This window comes from Halomonas fontilapidosi (assembly GCF_014192285.1).
Lineage (GTDB): Bacteria > Pseudomonadota > Gammaproteobacteria > Pseudomonadales > Halomonadaceae > Halomonas > Halomonas fontilapidosi.
On record NZ_JACHXQ010000003.1, the window covers coordinates 270,316 to 277,957 of the forward strand.

At 65.4% G+C, this 7,642-nt stretch carries 8 protein-coding genes, 1 rRNA gene and 1 pseudogene; 5 read left to right on the top strand and 5 right to left on the bottom strand.

Features of this window, described 5'->3' with window-relative positions:
• Positions 1-48: 48 nt before the first annotated feature.
• Complete coding sequence (locus FHR95_RS07365; RefSeq protein WP_183313914.1) at positions 49-597, top strand: LOG family protein; 549 nt, start codon at positions 49-51, stop codon at positions 595-597.
• A 159-nt stretch (positions 598-756) separates the two neighbouring features.
• On the top strand, positions 757-1,728 hold the full coding sequence (locus FHR95_RS07370; protein ID WP_183313915.1) for an NAD(P)H-quinone oxidoreductase: 972 nt from the start codon (positions 757-759) through the stop codon (positions 1,726-1,728).
• 1 nt (position 1,729) lies between these two features.
• On the opposite strand, the gene FHR95_RS07375 is transcribed toward FHR95_RS07370, so the two are convergent.
• Together FHR95_RS07375 and FHR95_RS07380 are read right to left on the bottom strand one after the other, a co-directional pair.
• Positions 1,730-2,224, bottom strand: a complete 495-nt coding sequence (locus FHR95_RS07375; RefSeq protein ID WP_183313916.1) for a hypothetical protein — start codon at positions 2,222-2,224, stop codon at positions 1,730-1,732.
• 186 nt (positions 2,225-2,410) lie between these two features.
• Positions 2,411-2,878, bottom strand: a pseudogene (locus FHR95_RS07380) (tetratricopeptide repeat protein); the annotation flags it as partial.
• 219 nt (positions 2,879-3,097) lie between these two features.
• On the opposite strand from FHR95_RS07380, the gene FHR95_RS07385 reads away from it, so the two are divergent.
• Complete coding sequence (locus FHR95_RS07385; RefSeq protein WP_183313917.1) at positions 3,098-4,141, top strand: NADP(H)-dependent aldo-keto reductase; 1,044 nt, start codon at positions 3,098-3,100, stop codon at positions 4,139-4,141.
• A 115-nt stretch (positions 4,142-4,256) separates the two neighbouring features.
• Entirely contained in the window at positions 4,257-5,036 is a 780-nt protein-coding gene (yaaA, locus tag FHR95_RS07390; RefSeq protein ID WP_183313918.1) for a peroxide stress protein YaaA, read from the top strand.
• 159 nt (positions 5,037-5,195) lie between these two features.
• Here yaaA and FHR95_RS07395 read toward each other — a convergent pair whose 3' ends face one another.
• Positions 5,196-5,771, bottom strand: coding sequence for an isochorismatase family protein (locus tag FHR95_RS07395; protein WP_183313919.1), 576 nt, complete (start codon positions 5,769-5,771; stop codon positions 5,196-5,198).
• A gap of 97 nt (positions 5,772-5,868) precedes the next feature.
• On the opposite strand from FHR95_RS07395, the gene FHR95_RS07400 reads away from it, so the two are divergent.
• Positions 5,869-6,678, top strand: coding sequence for a Tim44 domain-containing protein (locus FHR95_RS07400; protein WP_040184877.1), 810 nt, complete (start codon positions 5,869-5,871; stop codon positions 6,676-6,678).
• Positions 6,679-6,789: 111 nt separating this feature from the next.
• Here the strand turns inward: FHR95_RS07400 and FHR95_RS07405 are convergent, their stop codons facing one another.
• Both FHR95_RS07405 and rrf read right to left on the bottom strand, forming a co-directional pair.
• Complete coding sequence (locus FHR95_RS07405; RefSeq protein ID WP_098180641.1) at positions 6,790-6,990, bottom strand: hypothetical protein; 201 nt, start codon at positions 6,988-6,990, stop codon at positions 6,790-6,792.
• A gap of 386 nt (positions 6,991-7,376) precedes the next feature.
• Positions 7,377-7,492 (bottom strand): 5S ribosomal RNA (rrf, locus tag FHR95_RS07410).
• Positions 7,493-7,642 lie beyond the last annotated feature (150 nt).

Sequence of the window (7,642 nt, forward strand, 5' to 3'; positions counted from 1 at the left end):
TTCGACTCTCCCCCGCGGCCGCTAGGATGACCCCTTTGGGAGAACGACATGTCGAGATTCTGCGTCTATCTGGGGTCCCGGGAGGGCCGTGACCCACAATTTCTCGAGGCCACGCGCCGACTCGGCAGCGAGCTGGCCCGGCGCGGCCACGGCCTGGTCTATGGCGGCGCCCGGGTCGGCCTGATGGGCAGCCTGGCCGATGCCGTGATGGCGGCCGGCGGCGAGGCCATCGGCGTGATGCCCGACCACCTGGTCGAGCGCGAGCAGGCCCATCACGGCCTCACCGAGCTGGTGCGAGTCCGCAACATGCATGATCGCAAGGCGAGCATGGCGGCCCATGCCGATGCCTTTATCGTGCTCCCCGGCGGCATCGGCACCCTGGAAGAGTTCTTCGAGGCCTGGACGTGGCACTACCTGGGCCTGCATGACAAGCCCATCGGCGTGCTCGATACCGCCGGCTTCTATGCCCCGCTGCTGGCCTTCCTGGACAACACCGTGGCGCACGGCTTTCTCAATGGCCGCACCCGCGCCGAGCTGGTCGATGCCAGCGAGCCCGCCGAGCTGCTGGATGCCCTGGAGCAGCGGCTTCGGTTGTGAGCGTTTCGCTCTTGTGAATGGTAAGCGCCGCTTCGCGGCTGGTGAGTAGTGAGTAGTTACCCCTCACCATTCACCATTCACCCCTCACCATTCACCCCTCACCATTCACCCCTCACCATTCACCCCTCACCATTCACCATTTACCCCCAGGAGCGCCTCATGCACGCCATTGTCATCGAGCAAGATCGCCTGTCATGGCAGCCGCAGGCACCGCTGGCCGCCCCCGAGCACCGGGAAGTGCGCCTGCGTGTGGCCTGGGCCGGCGTCAACCGCGCCGACCTGATGCAGCGTGCCGGCCACTACCCACCGCCGCCCGGCGCCTCGGAGGTTCTCGGCCTGGAGGTCAGCGGCACGGTGACCGAGACAGGCCCGAACGTCGCGGGCGTTGCTGTCGGCGATCGCGTCTGCGCCCTGCTGGCGGGGGGCGGCTACGCCGAGGAAGTGGTGGTGGATGAGCGCCAGCTGCTACCGCTGCCCGAGGGCATCGGCCTGCGCGAAGCCGCGGCGCTGCCCGAAGTTCACGCCACCGCCTGGCTGAACCTGTTCATGGAGGGCGCCCTGACCGCGGGGGAACGGGTCCTGCTGCATGCCGGAGCAAGCGGCGTAGGCACGGCCGCCATCCAGCAGTGCTGCGCCTTCGGCCATCCCTGCTTCGTCACCGTGGGCAGTCAGGACAAGCTCGACGCCTGTGTCGCACTGGGTGCGGATGCCGGCTGGAACCGCCACGACGGCAGCTTCTTCTCGGCGGTGAAGGCCTGGGGCGGCGCCGACCTTATCCTCGATCCGGTGGGTGCCAGCTACCTGGCCGACAACCAGCAGGTGCTCAAGGCCGACGGGCGGCTGGTGTTGATCGGCCTGCTGGGCGGGCGTCGAGCGGAGCTCGACCTGGGGCGCATGCTGATGAAGCGCCAGCGGCTGATCGGCTCGACCCTGCGCGCCAAGCCGCCGGAGGCCAAGGGGGCCATCCTCGATGCCCTGCGCACCCATGTCTGGCCGCGCCTGGCCAACGGCGAGATTCGCCCGCTGATCGACCGCAGCTGGCCGATCAGCGAGGCGCAGGCGGCCCACACCTGGATCAAGAACGATGCCAATATCGGCAAGGTGCTGCTCTCGGTGAGTGGCGAGGCGTGAGTCAGGCGCTGGCAGCGAGGGTGCGCAGGTAAGTGAGCTGAAGCAGGCGGGCATCCTCGCCGGCCCGGTGCCGGTGAATGCCCTGCTCGCGGATGATGGCTTCCTTGGTGCGGCTCCAAAGGGCCTGCTGTGGCTCGCTGAGAAGGATACGTAGCGCCTCGAGCCGGAACGCCGGCAGCATGCCCGCATGGTGGAAGAGCAGCGAGAGCCAGGTGTTGTCGTAGCCCCAGCTGTCGCTATAGGCGATACCGATCTCCCCAAGCTCGTCGTTGAGCCAGCAGGCCACCTGGCGCACCGGGTAGCCTTCACGTTCCAGTCGTCCGCGACTGATACCGTGCAGCAGTTCCGCCTTGGGATCCCAGTGCGTCCATTCGACCAGCGGCTGGATGAGGAAGGCACAGGTGCTGCCATCGGCGCGGGCCAGGCCGACCTCGATGGGGTAGCTGCCGCGCCCGAAGCCGGACGCCTCGATATCCAGCAGTGTGGGTAACGTCACGGGCGGGTGGTCCTTGGTGAGATGGCCGGTGGCAGGGAGAACGAAAAGCTAGTGTCGCGTCTCGCCTTCGGCCTTGTCCAGAGAACCAGAGCCCAGAGAGCCAGAGCCCAGAGCATCAGAGCCCAGCGAACCAGAGCTCAGAGAACCCCCACCCGGCGGCGGCGTCTCTAGAGAACCGGCAAACCCCGCCACACGGTCGGCCAGGGCCTGCCAGTGATCGGCCTTCTCCAGATCCATCGGTAACCCCAGCTCGCCGCTGCGGTAGGCACGCGCCAGGCGGCTCGCCGCCAAGGGGTGACCCGCCTCGCCGGCACGTGCATACCAGGTCACGGCATGGTCATCGCGACGCGGGTACTGGGCACAGCCGTGCTCGCGGATCTGCCCGGCCTGGTACTGCGCCTTGGCATCCCCGGCATGGGCCGCCTCGAGCACATAGCGCGCCCCGCGGGCCTTGTCCTGAGGCGTGACACCGCGATGGAAAAGCATATGACCATACTGCGACAGTGCCGCCGGGTGCCCGGCATCGGCACAGCGCTGAAAGAGATGCATGGTCAGGCGCTGGGTACGTGGCGAGCGAGGCAGCCAGCGGGTGTGGAAAAGCTGCTGTGCAAGCCGGTACTCGAGCCGGATGAACAGTGAGGATGCCTCAGTCATGGCAACAACCCTGCGTCCAATGGTGCGGAAGTGATACCGGCCACGTCCTGTGGCCGGTATCACTCCCTGCGAAAACGGTGGCCCTGCGGACTCCGCCGGGGCTACGGGTGGCAAGCATACGCTCGCCCCGGCGGTGACTCAACCCCGTGATTTGCCGCCCCGTCCAGCCCCCGCTACCCTGACCGCTCAACCCCTTAGCAGCCCTGCCAGGAGTGACGGATGCAGACGCGACCGCTAGGTGATACCGGCATCGAAGTCAGCCGGCTGTGCCTTGGCACCATGACCTTCGGCGAACAGAACAGCGAAGCCGAGGCCCACGAACAGCTCGACCGTGCCGTGGCATTCGGCATCGACTTCATCGATACCGCCGAAATGTACCCGGTGCCGCCCGCCGCGGAAACCCAAGGCCGCACTGAGGCTTATATCGGCAGCTGGCTGAAGCGACGCGGCAGCCGCGATGACGTAATCATCGCCACCAAGGCCAGCGGTCCCGGCCTTGCGCATATCCGCGGGGGGCCGCGGCTGACCCGCGAGCATCTCCACCAGGCCATCGACGAGAGCCTGGCGCGACTGCAGACCGACTACGTGGACCTCTATCAACTGCACTGGCCTGAACGGAAGGCCAACTTCTTCGGCAGGCTGGGCTATGAGCCCGACGACGAACATGAGGAAGAGGAGGACGTCACGCCGCTGGAGGAGACGCTGTCGGCGCTCAAGGAGCTGGTGGATGCGGGCAAGGTGCGCGCCATCGGGCTCTCCAATGACACCCCCTGGGGCGTGATGCGCGCGCTTCATCTGGCCGACACCCTGGGTCTGCCTCGGGTCGCGAGCATCCAGAATCCCTACAGCCTGCTCAACCGCACCTTCGAGGTGGGGCTAGCCGAGATCGCCCACCGCGAGCGGGTGGGGCTGCTGGCGTATTCTCCGCTGGCCTTCGGCATGCTCTCCGGCAAGTATCTCGACGGCGCCCGTCCCGCCGGCGCCCGGCTGACCCTTTTCGAGCGCTTCCAGCGTTACACCAACCCGTTGGCCGAGGCGGCGACCGCCGACTATGTAACGATCGCTCGCGAGCATGGCCTGGATCCGGCACAGATGGCCCTGGCCTACGTCAACACGCGGCCCTTCCTGACCAGCAACATCATCGGCGCCACCACCATGGAGCAACTGGAGAGCAACCTGGACAGCGAATCCCTGCGGCTCGATGACGAGGTCGTGGCGGCCATCGAGGCCGTTCACCGCCGCATCCCCAACCCGGCGCCCTGACGCGGAAACGCCGGCGAAGATGGGCTATCACCTTGATAGCCCATTGTCGCCGCGCCGCTTGATATACTGAATGCCGCTGTCATCAGGCCAATCCCTTCAGGCACAGGAGCGCCCCATGCTGAGCGTGATCTCGCCCGCCAAGACGTTGGACTTCGAGACCCCGGCCACCACCAGTCTGTATACCCAGCCGGACCATCTCGAGCGCAGCCAAGCGCTGATCGAGATCCTTCGCGACTATTCACCCCAGCAGCTCAGCGAGTTGATGGGCATCAGCGACAAGCTGGCCGGGCTGAATGCCGCGCGCTTCGCCGAGTGGCATACCCCCTTCACGCCCGATAACGCCAAGCCCGCCGCCCAGGCGTTTCAGGGTGACGTCTACACGGGGCTCGAGGCGGACACCTTCAGCGACGACGATAACGCCTTCGCCCAGCAGCACCTGCGCATCCTCTCCGGCCTCTATGGCCTGCTGCGCCCGCTGGACCTGATCCAGCCGTATCGCCTGGAAATGGGCACCAAGCTGGAGAATCCCGCCGGAAAGGACCTCTACGCCTTCTGGAAGGCGGCCCTCACCGCAGAGCTCGATTGCGCCGTGGAGAAAAGCGGCACGCCGGTACTGGTCAACCTCGCCTCCAACGAGTACTTCAAGGCAATCGACACGAAGCGGCTCGAGGCGCGGGTGATCACCCCGGTGTTCAAGGACGAGAAGAACGGCAAGCTGAAGATCATCAGCTTCTATGCCAAGAAGGCTCGCGGCCTGATGGCCGCCTGGATGATCCGCGAACGCCTGGACGATCCCGAGGGCCTCAAGGACTTCGACGTGGCGGGCTATGCCCACAACGCCGCCCTGTCGGAAGGCGACACCCTGGTCTTCACCCGCGCCGAGGGCGCCGCCTGAAGCCGGCTGCGCCAGGAGCTCCAGGCAGTAAGCGAGTAAAGAAAGAACCGATCTTGTAGGAACGCAGCTCGCCTGCGCGATAGGAGGCCGAAGGCCTACCGGCATATTTCGCGGTGCAAGGACCGCTTCCACGAGAGCTGGCCCGCGCCGACTCTCTACTTACGAAAACATCAGCGGGCGTGCCGAACGAGCCCTCAGAAAACGCCGGTGGGCCTGCTTGAAGCGCGCATCGTCGCAGCGGTTCAGCCACTCGTAGGCGACCATATCGGCACTGACCGGCACCGCGCCGGCCTGGACCATGCGCTCCTTGGCCAGCCGCGCCTCGCCGGAGCGTCGGCTGGCGCAGGCCTCTACCAGCCAATAGACCTCGTAACCCGCTTCAAGCAGGCCGAGGCCGGTCTGCATCACGCAGATATGCGCCTCGGTGCCGCACAGCACCACCTGATGGCGATCCGATGCGGCCATCGCCTCGGCAAATGCCGGCTCTGCGTGGGCATCGAAATGGACCTTGTGCCACAGACGGTGCGCCGGCAGCGCCTCGAGCAACCGCGGCTCGCTGCCCCCTAGCCCCTCGGGATACTGCTCGGTGACCCACACCGGCACCTCGAGCTCACCGGCCATGCCGCCCAGCCAGCCGGCCTCGGTCACCGCCTGGTCACCGTGTTCGATCACCGGCAGCAGACCGGCCTGCAGATCGACAATCAACAACAGGCTCTTCTCTCGTCTCAGTCTCATCGTTGCCCCTCGTTTTAGTAGTCGTGGCTGACCAGCATAGTCGCTAGAATAGAGGCTTCCGACCCTTACCACCTCTTCCCCGATGGAGAACTCCTCGATGCGTCACCTACTCGTCATGCTCGTGGTTGGCGTGCTGGGCTTTGGCCTGGCCGTGGACTACGCCGATGCTCGCCGCCTGGGTGGCGGCAAGAGCTTCGGCAGCCAGTCCCGCACCGTGCAGCAGCCCGCGGCCACCCAGAATCAAGCGACCGGTAACCGCGCCACCCAGGCGCGCCCCGGGTCGCGGATGGGCGGCATGCTCGGCGGCCTGCTCGCCGGCGGTCTGCTCGCCGCGCTGTTCTTCGGTGGCGCCTTCGATGAACTGCGCCTGATGGACCTTCTGCTGGTCGCCGGCGCCGCTTTCCTGCTCTTCAAGCTGTTTGCCCGGCGCCGGCCGGTCATGGCCAACGGGCCTGCCCAGCCGGATAGCGCGGCACCCACTCAGCACTTCCAGGCCGAGCAGGCGCCGCTGGGTGGCGGGGCCGCCTTCGCCTCGGAGCCCGAATGGTTCGATCGTGAACGCTTCCTCGGCGGCGCCAAGGAGCATTTCATGACCCTGCAGCGTGCCTGGGACAACAACGATTTTGCCGGCATCCAGGAGTATGTAACGCCGGAGCTCTACAACCTGCTGCGCGAGGAGCGTGACCGGCAGCCGGCGAACAATCGCACCGAGATCGTGCGACTGTTCGCCGAACTCGGCAGCATACGTGAGGAGGGCCAGACGGCCGAGGCCACGGTGATCTTCCACGGCATCATCGCCGAGAACGGCGAGGAGAGCGAGTTCAACGAGACCTGGCACCTGACCCGACAGCTTCGCGACGGCGCGCCCTGGTACCTCCAAGGGATCGAGCAGAACCCCGGCGCCTGACCCCCCTTATGTGACCCTCGAGGTAGCAGGCCAATACGCGAAAGGCCGGGCAACTTGCCCGGCCTTTTCTTATTCCTGCCACTGATGACTGATCGTGTCATGCCAAGACGGTCAGTTCTGGGCGTCCTCGGCCGCTTCTTCCATCTCCTCGCCCATTTCCTCCATGCCTTCGCCCATCTCTTCCATGGACTCGTCGATATTCTCGCCTGCCTCTTCGGCCGGTCCCTGCTCTCCCTCGCAGGCCGCCAGGCCAACACCCAGCATCGCGATCAGCAGTGCCAGGCCCAGTTTGCGCATCATTGCGTTCTTCATGTTCGCCTCCTCCTGAGTCGTCCAAATCCCTCTTTTTAGGGTCATTCAAAAATACCGTAGCCGCTGGCCGATGGCCTTTCCACTCCGTGTTGCAACATCATGTAACGGCGAGGAAGCCAGACATGAAAAAAACCCGTGCTCTATGAACACGGGGTTTTCTCGGAATAGATGCCTGACGATGATCGCGCCGGGCCGCCGGGACTCTTCATGGGGAGGCCCCTGCCACGACGAAACCCCGACCAATGGCCGGGGTTTCTGAATAAGTGCCTGACGATAATCCGGTCGGCGTCCCGATACTCTCCATGGGGAGGCCCTCGCGGTTTTCCGATCGCTGAGCATGAAAAAACCCCGTGCTCTGGTGAACACGGGGTTTTCTCGGAATAAGTGCCTGACGATGACCTACTCTCGCATGGGGAGGCCCCACACTACCATCGGCGCTGAGCGGTTTCACTGCTGAGTTCGGCATGGGATCAGGTGGTTCCCGCACGCTATGGTCGTCAGGCGAAAAACGGTGAATCATGCTGTTGAGATGCGTCTCACGTATCCGGCATGTCGGCCGCCATCGGCAGACCGCTTGGGTGTTATATGGTCAAGCCTCACGGGCCATTAGTACCGGTTAGCTCAACGCCTTGCAGCGCTTCCACATCCGGCC